A 16,608-nucleotide genomic window follows, 5' to 3' on the forward strand; every position below is an offset into this window, starting at 1 on the left:
CGGACCGGTGCCACCGGCCCGACGCACGTCCGTCGTCAGCCCAGGTCGACGTTCGGGTACAGCGGGAACCCGGCGAGCAGCTCGCCGGCCTGCCGGCTGACCTTGTCCGCGAGGGCCGGGTCCAGCACGTACTTGGCCTTGGAGGCGGTGCCGTCCGGGTTGGCCCCGGCGGAGGTCTGGCTGAGCACCGTGTGGATCAGCTCGGCGGTACCGTCCATCTCGGCCGTGCCCAACCCGCGCGTGGTCAGCGCGGGCGTGCCGATCCGGATGCCAGAGGTGTACCAGGCGCCGTTGGCGTCCTGCGGCACCGCGTTGCGGTTGGTCACGATGCCCGAGTCCAGCAGCGCCTGCTCGGCCTGCCGGCCGGTCAGCCCGTAGCCGGTCACGTCGATGAGCACCAGGTGGTTGTCGGTGCCGCCGGTGACCAGCGTGGCGCCCCGACGCAGCAGCCCGTCGGCCAGTGCCTGGGCGTTGTCGACGATCCGTCGGGCGTACCCGGCGAAGTCGGGGCGGCGCGCCTCGGCCAGCGCGACCGCCTTGGCCGCCATCACGTGCGGCAGCGGACCGCCGAGGACCATCGGGCAGCCCCGGTCCACCTGGTCGGCCAGCTCCGGCCCGCACAGCACCATGCCGCCGCGCGGGCCGCGCAACGACTTGTGCGTGGTGGTGGTGACGATGTGCGCGTGCGGCACCGGGTCGAAGTCACCGGTGAAGACCTTTCCGGCGACCAGGCCGGCGAAGTGGGCCATGTCCACCATGAAGGTGGCGCCGACCGAGTCGGCGATCTCCCGCATGATCCGGAAGTTGACCTTGCGCGGGTACGCCGAATAGCCGGCGACCAGCACCAGCGGCCGGAACTCGCGGGCCGCCTCGGCGACCTTGTCGTAGTCGACCAGCCCGGTGGCCGGGTCGGTGCCGTAGCTGCGCTGGTCGAACATCTTGCCGGAGATGTTCGGCCGGAAACCGTGGGTGAGGTGACCGCCGGCGTCCAGCGACATGCCGAGCATCCGCTGGTCGCCCAGCTCCCGGCGGAGCGCGAACCAGTCCTGCTCGGTCAGGTCGTTGACGTGCCGGGCCTGCGCCCGCGCAAGCGCCGGGGACTCCACCCGGTCGGCCAGGATCGCCCAGAACGCCACCAGGTTCGCGTCGATGCCCGAGTGCGGCTGCACGTAGGCGTACGTCGCGCCGAACAGCTCCCGGGCGTGCTCGGCGGCGAGCGCCTCGACCGTGTCGACGTTCTGGCAGCCGGCGTAGAACCGGCGCCCGACCGTGCCCTCGGCGTACTTGTCGCTGAACCAGTTGCCCATCGCCAGCAGGGTGGCCGGCGAGGCGTAGTTCTCGCTGGCGATCAGCTTGAGCGACTCGCGCTGGTCGGCCAGCTCCGCCCCGATGGCGTCGGCCACCCGCGGCTCGACGGCGCGGATGACCTCCAGCGCGCTGCGGAAGGCGGCGGATTCGGCGTTCGACGGCATGCGACCTCCTGATGACGTGCGGAAGGCCCAGGCGCTCGGCGTGCGTCCTCATGACGGGGCCGCTTCCCGATGGTGCTCCATCCCCACGCGCCAGTCACGGCCCCCGCCGATCCTAGCGGGTCGGCTCGGCGACCCCGGAGCACACCGGGTCGGCCCCCCCCGGCCGGCCGGCGAGGTCGCGAGCGCTGAGCGGAGGTCAGGCCCACGGGCTGCGGACACCGTCGTACTCCTCGAAGACCAGCCAGCTCCGGGTGGACAGCACTCCGGCGATGCGCTGGACCCGGTCCAGCACCACGTCCCGCAGGGTGGCGTTGTCCGGCGCCCGGACCAGGGCGAGTACGTCGTGTTCGCCGCTGAGCAGCGCCACGTGCTCGACGTAGCGCACCCGGGACAGCTCCGCCGACACCTCCCGCCAGGTGTTCTGCTGGATGGTCAGGGCGATGTACGCCGAGGTGCCCAGCCCGGCCGGCTCCGGCGCGACCCGCGCGGCGAACCCGGTGACCACCCCGTCGCGCAGCAACCGTTCCATCCGCGCGTACGCGTTGGTGCGCGACACGTGCACCCGTTCCGCCAACGTACGGATGGAGATCCGCCCGTCCCGGGTCAGCTCGTCGAGGATGCGGCGGTCTACCTCGTCCAACATCGGGGCCGTTCGTCCCGTACCACCGCGCAGGGGCGCTGTGTCAGCGGTCTCCTGGTCCACGGAAGCCTCCCATAGTGCCGTATGTCCCGCCTTCACCGGCCATCTTGAGTCAATCATCCGACCAAAGGAGCATAAGGCCACCACACGTCCAGGAGGTTCCGCCGTGACGACCACCCCTCAGGCGGCCCGCAGGGCAACCCCGCGGAAGCGCCGCTCGGCCACCCCGACCGCGCCCGACCCGGCGGCCGGCCTGCTGCCCCAGGCCGACCCGGTCCGGTTGCTGAACCCGGAGGGCACCCTGCTGCCGTCCCGGGCCGACTATCTCGAGCCACCCGTGGAGACGCTGCGCGAGATGTACCGGCGGATGGTCGTCGGCCGCCGGTTCGACGCGCAGGCCACCGCGCTGACCAAGCAGGGCCGCCTCGCGGTCTACCCGTCCTCCCGAGGTCAGGAGGCGTGCCAGGTCGGCGGGGTCCTCGCGCTGCGCGACGACGACTGGGTTTTCCCGACCTACCGCGAGTCGATGGCGCTGACCGCCCGGGGCATCGACCCGGTCGAGGTGCTCACCCTGCTGCGCGGCGACTGGCACTGCGGGTACGACCCCGCCGCGCGGCGGACCGCCCCGCAGTGCACCCCGCTCGCCACCCAGTGCGTGCACGCCGCCGGGCTGGCCTACGGCGAGACGTACCAGGGGCGCGACACGGTGGCGCTGGTCTACATCGGCGACGGCGCGACCAGCGAGGGTGACTTCCACGAGGGGATCAACTTCGCCGCCGTGTTCAAGGCCCCGGTCGTCTACTTCGTGCAGAACAACCGGTACGCGATCAGCGTGCCGCTGTCCCGGCAGACCGCCGCCCCCACGCTGGCCTACAAGGGCGTCGGCTACGGCGTGCCCAGCGAGCAGGTCGACGGCAACGATCCGGTGGCCGTGCTCGCCGTGCTGGCGAAGGCGGTGGCGCACGCCCGCGCCGGCAAGGGGCCGTTCCTGGTCGAGGCGCACACCTACCGGATGGAACCGCACACCAACGCCGACGACGCGACGCGCTACCGGGACGTCGGCGAGGTGGAGGCGTGGCGGGACCGCGACCCGGTGGCCCGGCTGGAGGCGTACCTGCGTTCCCGCGAGGTCCTCGACGACGACGCCGTCGCCGCGATCGCCCAGGAGGCCGAGGAGTACGCCGCGCGGCTGCGCGAGCGGATGAACGCCCAGCCCACCGTCGACCCGCTCACCCTCTTCGACCACGTCTACGCGCAGCCCACCCCGCAACTCGTCGAACAGCGCGACCAGGTCCGCGCCGAGCTCGCCGCCCAGGAGGAGGACGCCTGATGGCCACCATGACCATGGCGAAGGCGCTCAACGCGGCACTCGCCGACGCGCTGCTCGACGACGAGCGGGTCGTCGTCTTCGGTGAGGACGTCGGGCAACTCGGCGGCGTCTTCCGGATCACCGACGGGTTGCAGGCCCGCTTCGGCGACAAGCGCTGCTTCGACACCCCGCTGGCCGAGGCCGGCATCGTCGGCTTCGCCGTCGGACTGGCCATGTCCGGGCTGCGCCCGGTGGTCGAGATGCAGTTCGACGCGTTCGCGTACCCGGCGTTCGAACAGATCGCCTCGCACGTGGCGAAGCTGCGCAACCGTACCCGGGGCGCGCTGAGCGTGCCGATGGTTATCCGGGTGCCGTACGCCGGTGGCATCGGCGGGGTGGAGCACCACTGCGACTCCTCCGAGGCGTACTACGCGCACACCCCGGGCCTCAAGGTGGTCACCCCGGCGACCGTCGACGACGCGTACTCGCTGCTGCGGGAGGCGATCGACGACCCCGACCCGGTGGTGTTCATGGAGCCCAAGAAGCTCTACTTCACCAGCGCCGAGGCGGCCCTGCCGACGCGGACCGAGCCGTTCGGCCGGGCGGTCGTCCGCCGGTCCGGACGCGACGCCACCCTGGTCGCGTACGGGCCGGCGGTGCCGGTCGCGCTGGAGGCCGCCGAGGCCGCCCGCGAGGAGGGCTGGGACCTGGAGGTGGTCGACGTCCGCACCATCGTGCCGTTCGACGACGACACGATCGCCGCCTCGGTCCGGCGTACCGGCCGCTGCGTGGTGGTGCAGGAGGCACAGGGTTTCGCCGGGGTCGGCGCGGAGATCGCCGCCCGGGTGCAGGAACGGTGCTTCCACGCGCTGCACGCGCCGGTGCTGCGGGTCTCCGGGCTGGACATCCCGTACCCCGCGCCGATGCTGGAGCACACCCACCTGCCCTCGGCCGACCGAGTGCTCGACGCGGTGGCCCGCCTGCAGTGGGACGACCAGCCGGACTCCCGCTGGCTCAGCGAGGTGCCGGCATGAGCGAGCAGATCTTCCTGTTGCCCGACCTCGGTGAGGGGCTCGCCGAGGCGGAGATCGTGCAGTGGCGGGTCGCGGTCGGCGATGTCGTCACCGTGGACCAGAGCGTGGTCGAGGTGGAGACGGCCAAGGCGGTCGTGGACGTGCCCTGCCCGTACGCCGGCCGGGTCGTGGCCCTGCACGGCGCGGAGGGTGAGGTGCGTCCGGTCGGCCAGCCGCTGATCACGGTGGCCGAGCCGGTCGCCGACGGTTCGACCGAGCCCGCCGGTCACGCGGTCTACCGCGAGGAGGAGCGGGCCGGCTCGGGCAACGTGCTGATCGGGTACGGCACCGGGCACGGCGGCACGCGCCGCCGTCGACGCCCCCGCCTCGCCCCGGCCGCGCACGCCTCCGCGCCGGGGGCGGCGGTCACCGGTACGGCGGTGGCGAACAGCGCGGCCCCGGCTGTCCCCGTCGGTGCGGACCCGTCCGCGACGCCGCCGCTGGTCATCTCGCCGATCGTGCGGCGGCTGGCCCGCGAGCACGGCGTCGACCTGACCTTGCTGCGTGGCACCGGCCCCGGCGGTGTGGTCCGGCGTGCCGACGTGGAGGCGGCGGCTGGTGTGACCGCGTCGGACCGGTCGACGCCGGGTACGACCGCGACGGACCGGTCGACGCCGGGTCTGCTGGCCGGGCCGCCGCCGTCGCACGTCGGACTCGCTCCGGCCGACGCGCGGGACCAGGTGATCCCCCTGACCGGTGTCCGCCGGGTGATCGCCGACAAGCTCTCCCGTAGCCGGCGGGAGATCCCGGAGGTGACCATCTGGGTCGACGTGGACGCCACCGCGCTGCTGAGCACCCGGGCCGCGATCAACGCCGCGCGACCGGACCGACCGGTGAGCATCCTGGCGCTGCTCGCCCGGATCTGCCTGTCCGGGCTGCGCCGGTACCCGCAGCTCAACGCCCGGGTGGACACCGAGGGGCAGCGGATCGTCCAGTCCGCCGCGGTGCACCTGGGCATCGCCGCCCAGACCGATCGTGGCCTGGTCGTGCCGGTGCTGCGTGACGCCGACCGGCACACCACCGCCGAGTTGGCCGCCGAACTGGCGGCGACCACGACCGCGGCGCGGGCCGGTGAGCTGCCGCCGACCCGGCTCACCGGCGGCACGTTCACGCTCAACAACTACGGGGTGTTCGGTGTCGACGGCTCCACCCCGATCATCAACCACCCGGAGGCCGCGCTGCTCGGGGTGGGCCGCATCGTGGACAAGCCGTGGGTGGTGGACGGAGACCTGGCGGTGCGCAAGGTGACGCAGCTCAGCCTCACCTTCGACCACCGGGTATGCGACGGAGGCGTCGCCGGCGGCTTCCTGCGACACGTCGCCGACTGCGTCGAGCAACCCGCGCTGCTGATCGCCGCCGTCTGACCCCGCCCGCCCCTGCCCTTACCCCGCCCCCCGCCCCCGCCCCCGCCCCCCGCCCCCGCCCCCGCCCCCCGCCCCCGCATTCGTCGATCATGGAGTTGTGCAGAGGTCATAACGCCCATAAAAGGTCAAAATGACTGCCACAACTCCATGATCGACGCGGGGTCGGGGCGAGAGATCGACGCGGGGTCGGGGGTCGGGGGTCGGGGCGCGGGGTCGGGCGTCCGGAGAGGATGCCGGGGCCGCGGCCGAGGTGGTGCGATCCGACCCGGATCGGCGGGTGTCCGGACATTGGTCGCAGGGCGCCGACTAGCGGTCGGGATATGACGCTCAGGCATTGTCGGGCCGTGGTGGCGCGATTGCGTGGAAATGTCCCCGGCGCAATAACCGCGCGGTTTCGTCGAACTACTGAATCGCTGGTGGGTAGCCGGTGAGAATGTGGCGGAGGGCGAGAAATAAACGGGGGGACGCATCATGAACCTGAGGGGGCGATTGGCGCTGCTGACGGTGGCCGTCGCAGCGGCACCGCTGGCACTCGGCGCGTGCACGGACGATCGGAGGACCGCCGAGGGGCGACCGGCGGCTCCGGAACTCGCCGTGACGCCTGCGGAGGGCGCGCGGGACGTACCGATCAGCGGTGAGATCGGCACCACGGTCAAGCACGGGCGGGTCACCGACGTGCGGATCACCGACGACATGGGCGGGAAGGTCGCGGCCGAGCCGCGCGAGGACGGCACGGGCTGGGTGCCGACCAAGGTGTTGAAGCCCAAGCGGACGTACACCGCCGAGGTCACGGTGACCGGTGAGAAGGGACAGACGGTCACCCGGAAGACGACCTTCACGACGCAGCCGAAATCAGCCAAACCGGCGATCACCAGTACGCTCTATTTTGCCGGCAATCGGACGTACGGAACGGCCATGCCGGTAACCGTCGCGTTCGACCCGCCCATTCCGAAGGAGGCCAGGGCGGATGTGCAACGTCGTCTGTTCGTGAAGACGGAACCGGCGCAACCGGGCACCTGGTCCTGGGTGTCCGACGGTAGTCAGGCCTATTACCGAGCGCCCGACTTCTGGCGGCCCGGCACGTCGATCAGCGTCCGTGCCGCGCTGGAGGGCCTGCCGATCGGCAAGGAGAACGTCGGCGACGCCGACCGGCGGGCCACGTCGAAGATCGGTCGGCAGGTGGCGCTGGAGATCGACAACGCGACCAAGCAGATGTCGGTGATCCGGGACGGGAAGCTGCTGCGCAAGCTCCCGGTCAGTCTCGGCAAGCCGAGCACGCCGACCTCCAGCGGCAAGATGGTGATCATGGAGAAGCACGACTTCACCACGTTCGACACCACGGGCTCGGCCGACCCGTACGTCGTCGACGTCGAGGACGCGCAGCGGCTCACCTGGGGTGGCGAGTTCATCCACGGCGCGCCCTGGTCGGAGGGGGACCAGGGGTACACCAACGTGTCGCACGGGTGCACCAACCTCTCCGCGGTCAACGCCGACTGGCTGATGGGCGTCACCCAGGTCGGCGACCTGGTCACCGTCAAGGGCACCGAGGTCGAACTCGGCGAGGGCAACGGCTGGACGGCGTGGAACGTCGGCTGGGACCAGTTCGCCAGGGGCAGCGCGCTGCCCGTACCGGCCGGGTTGGGGCCGGCGCCGACCACACCGGCGGACCCGGGCGCGGTGGCCGGCGGCGGCTCGCCGGAGCCGCAGCCCTCCGCCAGCGGGGGCTGACCGTCCGGATCGGGGGCAGCGGGTCGTGACCGGCCCGGTGTCCCCGGTGAGCGGCCTGGGTGCTCAGGTAGTGGTCGGGGGATCGTCCCTAGGGTGGATACGCCGCGCCTGCGGGTCATGCCCTGGGCTTACCCGGAACCCCCTTTGCGCAGGGTGTAAGTGTCGGTGGTGGGCGATAGGTTTTTCTCATGCCAGAGCGCGAGGAGCGGTTCCACGTGGAGACGACGGTCTTCGACGACGCGGTGTGCGTCCGCGTGGTCGGTGCCGTCGACATCGCCACCGTCGCGGCCTTCCGCGCGGCCCTCTGGGCGGCGCCGGCCCGGCCGGAGCTGCGGGTGGATCTCTCCGAGGTCCGGGTGCTCTCCGCCGCCGGGGTCCGCACGCTGGTCGCGGCCCGGCTGTGGGTACGGGCGCAGGGTGGCCAACTGGTGTTGACGGACCCGCCACCGGTGGTGGAGCGGGTGCTGCGCGCCACCGGCCTGCGCCGGGTCATCCCGGTCGTCGGCTCGTGCACCGAGCGGGTGCTGGCCGGGGTGTGACGTCGCCACGGCGGGTTCGTCCCACCGTGGCGTGCGCTGGTCGGCCGGCGCCGACCGCGCGTCCGGCGCCGGGTACGGGGGCCGGCGCCGGACGTGGCGCTCAGCGGACGCCGAGCAGGTCGACCACGAAGACCAGGGCCTCGTTGGGCTTGATGACACCACCGGCGCCCCGGCTGCCGTAGCCCAGGTGCGGCGGGATGGTCAGCTTGCGCCGGCCGCCGACCCGCATCCCGACCACGCCCTGGTCCCAGCCGGCGATGACCCGGCCACCGCCGAGCGGGAACTCGAAGGCGTCCCCACGGTTCCAGGAGGCGTCGAACTCGGCGCCGGTGGAGTGCGAGACCCCGACGTAGTGGACGCGGGCCACCTGGCCGCGCTGGGCCTCCGGGCCGTCGCCCACGGTGATGTCCTCGATCACGAGGTCGGCGGGCGGGGCACCCTCGATCGGACCGATCTCGGGCTTGCTCGCTGCCTGGTTCATGCGGATTCTCCTGTGACGTCGGTTCTGTTCAGCACAATCCTGCCGGATGCTACGCCAGCCGTGCTCGTCGCACGCCGTACGGCGGCCCCGCCGACCGTGCCGGCCACGACGGCGGGCGGCACCCGCAGGGGTGACGCCCGCCGTGTGGGGAGGGAGGTGACAGGTCAGCGGAGCCAGGCGAATCGCCGGACGATCGGCAGCCGGGCCCAGGTGCGGCCGAGGCCCCAGGTGTCACCGGCGTTGGTCACCGCGAGCAGGGCCAGCACCCCGGCGTAGACGAGGTGGTCGTCCATGAAGGGGTTGTTCGCGGGCAGCAGGGCCGCGGTCCACATCAGCACCAGCAGCAGGCCACCGGTGGCGGCGGCGACACGTACCCCGATACCGAGGATGAGGGCGGTGCCGATCGCGGCCAGGCCGATCATGAAGAGCCAGTCGGCCCAGACCGCCCCGGCCATGCTCTGGTAGAAGCCCTCGAACGGACCGGTGACGCCGAAGCTGAGGAAGCCCTCGGTCGGGCTGCCACCGTTGATCCAGGCGTTCTTCCCCTCGGTGGCGAATCCCAGGCCGAACAGCTTGTCCAGGAAGGCCCAGAGGAAGATCCAGCCCAGCGCCAGGCGCAGCCCGGCGAGCAGGTGACGGGTGGCCCGCTTCCGGGTGGCCTGCTCCCGCACGGTCTCGGCCCCCGGGGTGCCTGCGGCGGCGGTGTTCCGCTCCGTCATCGCGGTCATGATGTCCACGTCCCTTCTCTGCTTCGCACCGCTGTCCCGGTGACACCTCCATTGGACGCCGGTGGCGCCGGATGCGGTCAGGGCCGACCGGGCCCGGACCGGCCGGGACCTTCGACCCCTTCCCGCCGGGCCGTCGGACCGGTGCGACGGGCGTACGTCGGGGCGCCGGGGTGTCGGGGTGTCGGCTGATGCTCAGCCGACGGGATTCGCCAGTTGATCGGCCAGCACCGACGGCGCCTCGGCCAGCGATGGGCCGTACCAGGTCAGGTGCCGTCCGGAGAGCAGGGCGCACGGTACGCCCGGAAATGCCTCCGGCCCGTCGTCGGCGGTGAACAGGTACGGCTCGTCCGGCAGCACGACCAGATCGGGTGCGGTGGCGCGCATCTGGTCCAGGGTCGGTCGCGGGTACCGTTCCGGCTGCCCGGCGTAGAGGTTGGCCACGCCCAGCCGGCGGAGCACGTCACCGGCGAAGGTGTCGGTGCCGAGGACCACCCAGGGACGCCGCCACACCGGTACCACCGCCCGGTGCCGCACCAGGCCCGCCGGCCGGTCGGCCCAGGCCCGCCGTGCCGCCGCCAGCCAGTCGGGTTCGGCGCGCGCACCCAGGTCGCGCAGCAGGTCGGCGAGTTCGGTCAGGGCGGTGTCCACCGTACGCGGATAGGTGATCCGGATCGGCAGGCCGGCGGCGGCCAGCGCGGCGGCGTCCTCGCGCCGGTTCTCCTCGACGTTGAGCAGCACCAGGTCCGGTCGTAACGCGCGGACCCGGTCGAGGTCGGGGTACTTGCTGCCGCCCACCCGAGGCACGTCCAGGTCGGCCGGAGCGGTGCACCAGTCGGTGGCCCCGACCAGCAGACCGGGCAGGGTCACCGCCACCGCCTCGGTCAGCGAGGGCACCAGGGACACCACCCGCATCCGTCCACCTCCTCGCCTCCGGCGTGGTCGGTCACCGTCGTGGCGGTCACGCAGGGCCCACCGGGGGAGCCGCCGGGCATGATCGTCATCCTAGACTCGGTCGGTCGACGGCAGGATTGGGTGGATACGACGATGACCGGTGACGACTCGTGGCTGTCGACGATTCCGGCCGGCGGTCGTCCGCCCGTGCTGGCGCGCGAGGGGCAGCGGGTACACGCCGGCCCACGCCTGGGTGAGGTGATCCGGCGCCGCCCGCCGGGGCTCACCGGCAATCAGTGGAACACCGCCGCCCGGGTGGTGCTCGACCACGTGGTCTGCGCGGACGACACCGGGCTTCCGCAGTTCGCGGTCGAGTTCCGGGGACCGGCGCCGGACGCGTCCGCCCGGCGGGTGGACCGGATCGTCGAGGCGGTCACCGCCAGCGTCGGCCTGCCGCTGCTGCGGATCGGCTCGGCCACCCTGCGCGCCGCCGACCACGGGCCGGGCATCGTCGGGTACGTGATCGACGCCCGTCGGTACGCCGACGGCGCCGCCGGGTCGGACGTGCCGGCCGTCGGGTTCCGCGACATCGTCGGCCGGCTGCCGGACGGGCGCACCGGCGCGGTCAACGACCTCGGCGCGCTCGCCCGGGCCGAGGCGGTCGAGGCGTACGTGGCGCGGCGACTGGCGGATCCGATCCTGCGGGGACTGCACGTGCGCTGGGTCGACGGTCCGGTCGAGGGGTGGAGTTGGGTCGAGGTGTGCCCGGGCGACTTCCTGGTGGAACGGGTCGTCCTGCGGTCGTACCGGTTCTCCTGCGGTGTGGATCCGGCGCGACTCGCCGAGGACCTGGCCGCGCTCGCGGTCGGTGAGCGCCTGCGCACCCTGGATTCGGACCCGCCCGCAGTGGTGGGGCGTGCCGATCTGCTCGATGACATCCGGCGGCTCGGGCAGCGTCGCGACGAACTTGTGAACGGTTTCGCCTACGACCAACTCCACCAGGTCTGACCTGCTCGACTGTCGCACGGCCGGGACCGCAGAAAAAAAGTCCACCTTCTTTTGAACTCCCGCCACGGCGGGGCCGTACCTCACCAGGAATGGACAGGATCTCCCCAACCCGCGCCGGGCGGCGCGGGAGACGGTGCGGAAAGGGCATCGTCGTCTGTCGACGTGCCATCGGTGCGTTCGAACGGCCTCCGTCGAGCGCGCCACCACGATTCCGTTCGGTCCGTCGAGTCACGCGTCAGGTACCGGATCGAGAAGGAGAGCAATTCGATGCGCAGGTCCACCCGGTCACGCAGACCAGCCGGTAACACGCGGACCAAACGACTTGTGGCCGTTGGTGCCACGCTCGCCGTCTTCGGCGGCGTGGTCGCCGTCACCCAGATCTCGTCGGCCGGTGACCGACGGCCGAACAAGCAGCAGACCCGCCCGATCTCGGCCGAGTGTGTGGAGCCCAGCCCGGGTGCGACCGCGCCGACCGCCCGTGGCGCCACCACCACCCGTACGTTCCAGAACGGTCGTTGGGTGACCAACCACTGGGGTGACGGGCAGCAGTCCGTGGAGGAGTGCCAGGAGACCCGCAGCGGCAACGGTGGCGCGACCACCGGTGCGTTCGCCGTGGCCTGTCCCGACGTGGTCAGCCGCCTGCCGCAGGTGCCGGACCGCGCCCGCGCCGAGGTGGACCGCAACCTGGCCCTGCTGCAGACCCAGATTACCGAGGCCGACCAGCGCCTGGCCGCCGAGGGCAACAAGGGTCAGGCGTTCATCCGCAACGCCATCCTCGACCCGCTGGCCAGCAAGCGGCGGGCCACGCTCGACCGGATCACCATCTCCATCGACCGCTTCGGCCCCCGGCCGCGTGGTCTCGCCGGTCTGGCCGCCTGCCAGGTGCAGCCGGTGAACAACAACAACGGTGGGAACAACGGCGGCAACAACCCCGGCAACGGTGGGAACAACGGCGGCAACAACGGCGGGGGCAACAACAACGGCCTCGACGTGCTGGCCAACAACTGCAACAACAGCCAGCTCCAGCCGCACGACGGCTTCCAGAACGGCAACCGCTGCATCAGCACCGCCTTCGGTGAGGTCGGCTCCGCCGCGAACAACCCGTCGCTGCTGATCACCGAGTTCCCGCAGCAGATCAACCGCAACGAGGGCTTCGCCCTGCGGGTCAGCACCCGCAACCTGGTCCGGGACCGCTTCCTCCCGGCCGGTCAGGGTGGCTACTACCTGGAGAGCTCGCTGCTCAACGGTGAGGGCCTGACCCGTGGCCACTTCCACACCGCCTGCCGGATGCTGAACAACACGGACGAGGCGCCGGCGGCGGATCCGGTACCGGCCTTCTTCGTGGCCACCGAGGACGGCGGCGGCGGTCGCCAGCCGGACAGCGTGGTCATCCAGGTCCCGGGCCTGCCGGAGTCCGGCACCGCGCAGTGCGCGGTCTGGGCCGGTGACGGCTCGCACCGCATCCCGATGTCGGAGCGGGCCAACCAGACCCCCGCCTTCGACGCGGTGCGGATCCAGGTCAACTGACCCGGAACGACACGCGGGCCGTCCGGAACCTCGTTCCGGGCGGCCCGCGACGTGTGTACGGTGACGCTGTTCAGCGGTTCTTGTACGCCTCGACCACCTCGACCGGGATACGACCGCGTTCGGAAATCTGGTAGCCGTTGCTGACCGCCCATTCCCGGATCGCGCGGTTCTGCTCGCGGTTCATTCCGGGTGCCGCTGCCGCGACGCGTCGCGGTCCGCGGCCGGTGTCGGCACTGCCGCGTCCGAGCCGTCGGCCCGCATTGATAAACGGATCCAGCGCCTTGCGCAGGACACCCGCGTTCTCGTCGGAGACGTCGATGGTATAGCTCACGCCATCGAGGCTGAAGTCGACCGTCCGATCGGCCTTTCCGCCGTCGAGGTCGTCAGTCAGCACCGTGATTACTTTTTTCGCCATCGTCGATTACTCCCTGTGTCTGGCGGGGTGTGGTCAAAGTTTGACTCATCGCCCGGCAATTGCGCAACAAGAGCGCCTGCTTGCCGGTCTCGCGTTTTGCGCCGCGCGTAAATCCCGAAGGCGGTGACAACATGCATCACTACGCGAGGTGTCGGCAAGCTGCGACTGGCATCTTCGACAGTCTGCTGACTCGGCTGGCGGCTCGACGAACGCGGCGTAGCAAACCTCCTGCACGTCCTGCCCGGCACCAGCCCAAACACCGCCGGGGCCGTCCATGGAGGGCACGCCCGCGACGTTGATGACCAGTCAGGGCGGTCCACAGCTTGAGGTTAGAGACACAGGTGCAGCCGTCGAACTGACACCCGAGTCAAGCCGCTGATCAGGCCAGCAAAGACCTGGTGGTCCGTGGTTGAGAGCGAACACCGTGGAGACGCTCGCCCTCAACCGGGCGGAACTTGCGTCAGCCCCTCCAGGGGCCGAGGCCCAGGGCGACTAGCGCGATCACGAAGATCTGGATCACCATGGTCTGGGGGAGCCGCAGTCGGATGCTCATCTCTGTCACTCGTTCACCTCCTTCCCGGCAGCCGTTCCGTACGTGCCAACGAAGCGCCTATGCGCCAGCAGAGGCATAGGTGTTCAACAGCCCAGCCTGGGCCGGGCGAGCGAGGTCCGCTGAGCGATAACCGCCAGCCCGCTGGCTGTTGGAATACGCGCGTATTACGCTTGGGGTGTGCCGTACGAGTGGGAAGTGTGGGCGCTGCGGGCCCTGGCGGGCATTCACCCCTACGAGGTCCGCCAGGCTCTTGACGCCAAGCAACGGTGGCCGCGCCCCGCAGCCGACCAGGCCGGCTTCCGGGTGCTCACCGTCTGGGCGCGCACCCGGGACGGACGGCCCCTGATCGTGGCCGTCCGCCACATCGACGGTTTTGCCTGGAAGATCATCGGAGCGCGGGACATGACCCCCGCCGAACTGGCCGACTTCACCCGATGGGAGCAGACGCGATGAACAACGACAAGGGCCTCCCGCGCACCCCGCACGAGGCGGCCGACCTGATGAACAACCTGGCCTTCGATGCGCCGCCAACGGCCGAGCGTGAAGACGAACTGCTGGACGCACTCCCGCCGCAAGGCTCGGAGATCATGGTCGTCCGCTCCCTGCGCCTACCGACCGAACTCGACGAGTCGGTAGCCGTAGCGGCCAAGGCCGCCGGGGTTACCAAGACCGCCTGGATCCGCCAAGCCATCGAGATCGTGCTCACCATGCAAGCCGACGACGACCAGCCCATCTCCCGCGCGGACGCCCTCCGGGCACTCACCCTCCTGCGTCCCGTACGCCGTGTCGCGTAGGCGGTGAACAACTGCGCTGATTCGACGACGTCCGCTCTGCCGAACCTTCGTTCGAATCAATACTCTTCGTTAGGTGGGGATCGGATATGGGTGACCGCAGTGCCATCGAATGGACAGAGGCGACGTGGAACCCCACGACGGGCTGTGACCGCGTCAGCCGTGGATGCGACAACTGTTACGCGTTGACGCTGGCCAAGCGGCTCAAGGCGATGGGGCAGCCGAGGTATCAGCGAGACGGAGATCTGCGGACGAGCGGGCCAGGGTTCGGGTTGACTCTTCACCCGGACAGTCTTGAGTTGCCGTTCACCTGGAAGCGGCCCCGGCTCGTGTTCGTCAACTCGATGAGTGACCTGTTCCACGCCCAGGTTCCGGTGGAGTTCGTCCGTCAGGTTTTCGAGGTCATCGCCGCGACTCCGCAGCACACCTATCAGGTGTTGACCAAGCGAGCCCGCCGCCTACGTCGGCTGGGGTCCTCCTTGACCTGGCCGCCCAACCTGTGGGTGGGCGTCTCGGTGGAGAACGCCGATGTAGTGGATCGAATCGATGATCTACGGGGCGTACCAGCGGCGCTGCGGTTCCTGTCATGCGAACCGCTGCTTGGCCCGCTGTCGGACCTGAAGCTCGACCGCATCGGCTGGGTTATCGCCGGCGGCGAGAGCGGCATCAATGCTCGGCCGCTGCACCAGGATTGGGTGATAGGCCTGCGCGATCAGTGCACGCGCGCCGGGGTGCCGTTCTTCTTCAAGCAGTGGGGAGGTCGAACGCCCAAGGCTGGCGGTCGGGAGCTGAACGGCCGTACGTGGGACGACATGCCTCTGAGCCTGCCTGTCTCATGACAGCGGGGGTGGCCCGGCACGTCCAGACCGTACGGGTGCCGACGGCGATCATCAGAGGCTTTTCTCTCACAGGTGTGCAATGAGAGACTGCTCCGCAACACATCGTGATCATCTGGGGGCTGAATGCCAGTCGACGGTCCGGTGCCATGGCCGTGTGCGGAGCATACGGGTGCCAAACACGACATCTACCGCCGCTACCTTGAGCGATGGTTTCCGATCCTCCTCGCCGGCTATCCCTCTGTCACCTACGCCGAGGGATTCGCCGGGCCTGGCATCTACAGCGGCGGAGAAGCCGGGTCGCCCGTCATCGCGATCCGCGCGCTTGTCCAGGAGGTCTCCGCGAACAAGGGCATCACCCGATTCGTCTTCATCGACGATGACGAGCGCTGCGTCAAGATGCTGCGGGAGACCCTGCAGGAAGCGTTTCCCGTACGACCGCGGTCGGAGAGCGCGATGCCCGTCATGATGGGCAAAGGCACCTGCGCTGACGATCTCGGAGTTGCGCTCGACCAGATGGGTGCCTGGGGACAGCCGATATTCGCGAACCTGGACTCCTGGGGCAACGCGCCGGTGCCCTTCAAGCTGCTGCAGCGTCTCGCCGGCAACGTATCCACCGAGGTCATCGTCACGCTGCTCCCGCAGCACTTCGTTCGATTCGTGAGCAACATGGGTGAGGCGGGTGACGACGTCTTCGGCGGCGACCCGCACTGGCGTGATGTCGTCAACCTGCCGCCAGCGGCGAAGAGTCGGCACATCCTCACCTGCTACCGGCAAGCTCTGGAGAAGGCTGGCTTTCCCTACCTACTGGACTTCGAGCTGATTCCTCGCAATGGCCAACCTCTGTATCTCGTCTTCGGCACCGGGCACCCTCTCGGTGTGCAGAAGATGAAGGACAGCCTCTGGGAGGTGGACCGAGCCCAGGGCGTCGGGTTCCGTGACCCCCGCGACGAACAGGCAGAGACCTTGTTCGCGATGGATGAGCCGCTCCTGGGACCACTGACCCGACTGCTACAGCAGAGGCTGCGTGACAGCGGTCCGGTCCGCGTCGAAGACCTGCGCCGGTTCGCTCTGCTCGAGACGGTGTACCGACCAGAACACGTCATCAAGGCACTGAAGCCGCTCGTCGACAACGGCAGCGTGAAGATTGCAGACGGTGGTCGGCTGCAGAGATCATCCTTCGTCTCGCTGTAGCCATGCCTACTCATTGAAGGAAGCGACTGCCCGCCTTTTCCTGAGCGGTGCCGAGCGAA

General features: G+C 70.5%; 17 protein-coding genes and 1 riboswitch. Of the genes, 11 read left to right on the plus strand and 6 right to left on the minus strand.

Annotated features, from left to right (window positions below; all coding sequences use genetic code 11):
* Positions 1-35: 35 nt before the first annotated feature.
* Positions 36-1,472, minus strand: a complete 1,437-nt coding sequence (locus ID554_RS26490; protein WP_117228079.1) for a glycine hydroxymethyltransferase — start codon at positions 1,470-1,472, stop codon at positions 36-38.
* An 18-nt stretch (positions 1,473-1,490) separates the two neighbouring features.
* Positions 1,491-1,580, minus strand: a riboswitch (ZMP/ZTP riboswitch).
* Between the two features lie 88 nt (positions 1,581-1,668).
* Positions 1,669-2,115, minus strand: coding sequence for an Lrp/AsnC family transcriptional regulator (locus ID554_RS26495; protein ID WP_117228078.1), 447 nt, complete (start codon positions 2,113-2,115; stop codon positions 1,669-1,671).
* A 163-nt stretch (positions 2,116-2,278) separates the two neighbouring features.
* Here ID554_RS26495 and pdhA point away from each other — a divergent pair, with 163 nt between their 5' ends.
* The 5 genes from pdhA to ID554_RS26520 all read left to right on the plus strand — a co-directional run bounded on the left by pdhA (position 2,279) and on the right by ID554_RS26520 (position 8,125).
* Positions 2,279-3,442: a pyruvate dehydrogenase (acetyl-transferring) E1 component subunit alpha gene (pdhA, locus tag ID554_RS26500; RefSeq protein ID WP_117228077.1), complete on the plus strand. Its 1,164-nt coding sequence runs from the start codon at positions 2,279-2,281 to the stop codon at positions 3,440-3,442.
* Positions 3,442-4,455 carry an alpha-ketoacid dehydrogenase subunit beta gene (locus ID554_RS26505; protein ID WP_117228076.1) on the plus strand — a complete coding sequence of 338 codons (1,014 nt, stop codon included), beginning with the start codon at positions 3,442-3,444 and terminating at the stop codon, positions 4,453-4,455. The genes pdhA and ID554_RS26505 overlap by 1 nt, the downstream gene beginning before the upstream one ends.
* Positions 4,452-5,858, plus strand: a complete 1,407-nt coding sequence (locus ID554_RS26510; protein ID WP_117228075.1) for a dihydrolipoamide acetyltransferase family protein — start codon at positions 4,452-4,454, stop codon at positions 5,856-5,858. Before ID554_RS26505 ends, ID554_RS26510 begins: the two co-directional genes overlap by 4 nt.
* Before the next feature lie 471 nt (positions 5,859-6,329).
* Positions 6,330-7,586 carry a L,D-transpeptidase gene (locus tag ID554_RS26515; protein WP_117228074.1) on the plus strand — a complete coding sequence of 419 codons (1,257 nt, stop codon included), beginning with the start codon at positions 6,330-6,332 and terminating at the stop codon, positions 7,584-7,586.
* A 188-nt stretch (positions 7,587-7,774) separates the two neighbouring features.
* The gene (locus ID554_RS26520; protein ID WP_117228073.1) at positions 7,775-8,125 is read left to right on the plus strand and encodes an STAS domain-containing protein; all 351 of its coding nucleotides are present in this window, start codon (positions 7,775-7,777) and stop codon (positions 8,123-8,125) included.
* Between the two features lie 100 nt (positions 8,126-8,225).
* On the opposite strand, the gene ID554_RS26525 is transcribed toward ID554_RS26520, so the two are convergent.
* From ID554_RS26525 to ID554_RS26535, 3 genes are all read right to left on the minus strand, one after another.
* Positions 8,226-8,606 carry an FKBP-type peptidyl-prolyl cis-trans isomerase gene (locus ID554_RS26525; RefSeq protein WP_117228072.1) on the minus strand — a complete coding sequence of 127 codons (381 nt, stop codon included), beginning with the start codon at positions 8,604-8,606 and terminating at the stop codon, positions 8,226-8,228.
* A 164-nt stretch (positions 8,607-8,770) separates the two neighbouring features.
* Complete coding sequence (locus ID554_RS26530; protein ID WP_223884263.1) at positions 8,771-9,343, minus strand: DoxX family membrane protein; 573 nt, start codon at positions 9,341-9,343, stop codon at positions 8,771-8,773.
* Between the two features lie 183 nt (positions 9,344-9,526).
* On the minus strand, positions 9,527-10,246 hold the full coding sequence (locus ID554_RS26535) for a helical backbone metal receptor (RefSeq protein WP_117228071.1): 720 nt from the start codon (positions 10,244-10,246) through the stop codon (positions 9,527-9,529).
* A gap of 78 nt (positions 10,247-10,324) precedes the next feature.
* On the opposite strand from ID554_RS26535, the gene ID554_RS26540 reads away from it, so the two are divergent.
* Positions 10,325-11,233 (plus strand): PDDEXK family nuclease, encoded by a 909-nt coding sequence (locus ID554_RS26540; RefSeq protein ID WP_223884264.1) that lies wholly within the window; start codon positions 10,325-10,327, stop codon positions 11,231-11,233.
* A gap of 267 nt (positions 11,234-11,500) precedes the next feature.
* The gene (locus ID554_RS26545; protein ID WP_117228069.1) at positions 11,501-12,760 is read left to right on the plus strand and encodes a hypothetical protein; all 1,260 of its coding nucleotides are present in this window, start codon (positions 11,501-11,503) and stop codon (positions 12,758-12,760) included.
* Positions 12,761-12,830: 70 nt separating this feature from the next.
* On the opposite strand, the gene ID554_RS26550 is transcribed toward ID554_RS26545, so the two are convergent.
* Positions 12,831-13,175: a histone-like nucleoid-structuring protein Lsr2 gene (locus tag ID554_RS26550; protein WP_117228068.1), complete on the minus strand. Its 345-nt coding sequence runs from the start codon at positions 13,173-13,175 to the stop codon at positions 12,831-12,833.
* A gap of 730 nt (positions 13,176-13,905) precedes the next feature.
* On the opposite strand from ID554_RS26550, the gene ID554_RS26555 reads away from it, so the two are divergent.
* The 4 genes from ID554_RS26555 to ID554_RS26570 all read left to right on the plus strand — a co-directional run bounded on the left by ID554_RS26555 (position 13,906) and on the right by ID554_RS26570 (position 16,549).
* Positions 13,906-14,181, plus strand: coding sequence for a hypothetical protein (locus ID554_RS26555; protein ID WP_117228067.1), 276 nt, complete (start codon positions 13,906-13,908; stop codon positions 14,179-14,181).
* The gene (locus ID554_RS26560; RefSeq protein ID WP_117228066.1) at positions 14,178-14,522 is read left to right on the plus strand and encodes a hypothetical protein; all 345 of its coding nucleotides are present in this window, start codon (positions 14,178-14,180) and stop codon (positions 14,520-14,522) included. The genes ID554_RS26555 and ID554_RS26560 overlap by 4 nt, the downstream gene beginning before the upstream one ends.
* Before the next feature lie 86 nt (positions 14,523-14,608).
* Positions 14,609-15,358 carry a DUF5131 family protein gene (locus tag ID554_RS26565; RefSeq protein WP_117228065.1) on the plus strand — a complete coding sequence of 250 codons (750 nt, stop codon included), beginning with the start codon at positions 14,609-14,611 and terminating at the stop codon, positions 15,356-15,358.
* A gap of 123 nt (positions 15,359-15,481) precedes the next feature.
* Positions 15,482-16,549: a three-Cys-motif partner protein TcmP gene (locus tag ID554_RS26570; RefSeq protein WP_117228064.1), complete on the plus strand. Its 1,068-nt coding sequence runs from the start codon at positions 15,482-15,484 to the stop codon at positions 16,547-16,549.
* The last annotated feature ends 59 nt before the right edge of the window (positions 16,550-16,608 follow it).

Source organism: Micromonospora craniellae (assembly GCF_014764405.1).
Classification (GTDB): Bacteria; Actinomycetota; Actinomycetes; order Mycobacteriales; family Micromonosporaceae; genus Micromonospora; species Micromonospora craniellae.

What these genes read in the sequence shown, in the direction of transcription:
- ID554_RS26490 (WP_117228079.1), bottom strand. Translation starts at nt 1,472, where the DNA reads ATGCCGTCGAACGCCGAATCCGCCGCCTTCCGCAGCGCGCTGGAGGTC.
- ID554_RS26495 (WP_117228078.1), bottom strand. Translation starts at nt 2,115, where the DNA reads ATGTTGGACGAGGTAGACCGCCGCATCCTCGACGAGCTGACCCGGGAC.
- ID554_RS26505 (WP_117228076.1), top strand. Translation starts at nt 3,442, where the DNA reads ATGGCCACCATGACCATGGCGAAGGCGCTCAACGCGGCACTCGCCGAC.
- ID554_RS26510 (WP_117228075.1), top strand. Translation starts at nt 4,452, where the DNA reads ATGAGCGAGCAGATCTTCCTGTTGCCCGACCTCGGTGAGGGGCTCGCC.
- ID554_RS26515 (WP_117228074.1), top strand. Translation starts at nt 6,330, where the DNA reads ATGAACCTGAGGGGGCGATTGGCGCTGCTGACGGTGGCCGTCGCAGCG.
- ID554_RS26520 (WP_117228073.1), top strand. Translation starts at nt 7,775, where the DNA reads ATGCCAGAGCGCGAGGAGCGGTTCCACGTGGAGACGACGGTCTTCGAC.
- ID554_RS26525 (WP_117228072.1), bottom strand. Translation starts at nt 8,606, where the DNA reads ATGAACCAGGCAGCGAGCAAGCCCGAGATCGGTCCGATCGAGGGTGCC.
- ID554_RS26535 (WP_117228071.1), bottom strand. Translation starts at nt 10,246, where the DNA reads ATGCGGGTGGTGTCCCTGGTGCCCTCGCTGACCGAGGCGGTGGCGGTG.
- ID554_RS26540 (WP_223884264.1), top strand. Translation starts at nt 10,325, where the DNA reads ATGATCGTCATCCTAGACTCGGTCGGTCGACGGCAGGATTGGGTGGAT.
- ID554_RS26545 (WP_117228069.1), top strand. Translation starts at nt 11,501, where the DNA reads ATGCGCAGGTCCACCCGGTCACGCAGACCAGCCGGTAACACGCGGACC.
- ID554_RS26550 (WP_117228068.1), bottom strand. Translation starts at nt 13,175, where the DNA reads ATGGCGAAAAAAGTAATCACGGTGCTGACTGACGACCTCGACGGCGGA.
- ID554_RS26560 (WP_117228066.1), top strand. Translation starts at nt 14,178, where the DNA reads ATGAACAACGACAAGGGCCTCCCGCGCACCCCGCACGAGGCGGCCGAC.
- ID554_RS26565 (WP_117228065.1), top strand. Translation starts at nt 14,609, where the DNA reads ATGGGTGACCGCAGTGCCATCGAATGGACAGAGGCGACGTGGAACCCC.
- ID554_RS26570 (WP_117228064.1), top strand. Translation starts at nt 15,482, where the DNA reads ATGCCAGTCGACGGTCCGGTGCCATGGCCGTGTGCGGAGCATACGGGT.